The sequence below is a fragment of the Nitrosomonas sp. JL21 genome (genome assembly GCF_009833095.1).
Taxonomy (GTDB): Bacteria; Pseudomonadota; Gammaproteobacteria; order Burkholderiales; family Nitrosomonadaceae; genus Nitrosomonas.
The window spans coordinates 1-1,526 of record NZ_QRCB01000041.1; the positions used below are offsets into that span (position 1 = coordinate 1).

Annotated in this window: 1 protein-coding gene; it reads left to right on the forward strand. The window is 54.4% G+C overall.

The genetic code is table 11. From position 1 onward, the window contains the following. Nucleotides 1–1,526: amino acid adenylation domain-containing protein (locus ABF87_RS12215; protein WP_160829403.1), on the forward strand; the 1,526-nt coding region annotated here is incomplete at both ends.

Consider the following 1,526-nt stretch of genomic DNA (forward strand, 5'->3'; position numbering starts at 1 on the left):
TCCGGTCGATGAGGCGTTCAAGCAATTCATGCCGGGGGGTTTGGTTTTTTCGGATGTTACCGGACAAGAAGCTACCAATTATCCGATGACGGTCTCGGTTATCGAAAGCAATGGTCTGAGCTTGCATTACGGCTATGCCGGCGAATTCTTTTCGGCAACGATGGTAAATGACATCGCCAAACGGGTCGAAAAATTGCTCACTGTGCTTTGCCACTGTGAAAATGAGCGTTTAAGCGATATTTCCTGTTTGAGTGAAGCGGAATGGTTACAGCTTAAAATATGGGGAATCAATGAACAACGATATACCCATGCTGATCCAGTGCATCGGTTGTTTGAACGGCGTGCGGCGGAGCAGCCGGATGCCGTGGCGCTGGTTTTTGATGACATCGAATTAAGTTATGCGCAACTGAACCAGCGCGCCAACCAATTGGCGCACCGGCTGATGGCGCTGGGAGTGGAGCCGGAAAGCCGGGTCGGTATTGCCATCGAGCGCTCGGTCGACATGATCGTCGGTCTTTTGGCTACGCTCAAAGCCGGCGCGGCGTACGTACCGCTGGATCCGGATTATCCGCGCGAACGCCTGGAATATATGATCGCCGACAGCAGGATCGAGCTGATGCTGACGCAAAGCCATCTGTTGCCGCGCCTGCCGCAACCAAGCAAAGGCACACTTCTGGAACTGGATACGCTGGATTTGGCCGGAGAACCGGATAATGATCCGGATGTTGCGCTGCATGGCGGAAATCTTGCCTATATCATTTACACCTCCGGTTCCACAGGTAAGCCCAAGGGTGTTGGGATCGCTCATCATGCGCTGGTTGAGCATACCTGTATTGCGATGGATTTCTTTAAGCTCGGCAATTCCGATCGGATGCTGCAGTTTTCGACCATCAATTTCGACGGTTTCATCGAACAGCTTTTTCCCCCTCTTTGCGCAGGCGCAGCCGTTGTCTTGCGCGGCTCTCAGCTATGGGACAGCGAAACCTTCTACCGCGAACTGATCGATAAGCGCATTACCGTCGCCGATTTGACGACCGCTTATTGGTTCTTGCTGGTACAGGATTTTTCGAAGTGTGGGCCGCGCGATTATGGCCGGTTACGCCAAGTTCATGCCGGCGGTGAAGCGATGGCGCCGGAAGGCATTAGAGCATGGCGGCAAGCAGGTATGGAAGCGATCACCTTGTTCAATACGTATGGACCAACAGAAACAGTGGTCACCGCGACCATTGCCGATTGCAGCATCAGTGCCGAGCGTTACGACGCCGTAGCAGACGTGACCATTGGCCAGCCATTGGCAGCGCGTCGCATTTATCTGCTGGATCAGAACTTGATGCCGGTGGCCTCTGGGATTCCGGGAGAATTATGCATCGGTGGGGAATTGCTCGCGCGCGGTTATATGAACCAGTCTGGATTGACAGCACAGCGGTTCATCGCGGATCCGTTTGATAGCCACGGTGGAAGATTGTACCGCACCGGCGATCTGGCGCGGTGGCGGCCGGACGGTCAGATCGAATATGTCGGCCGCA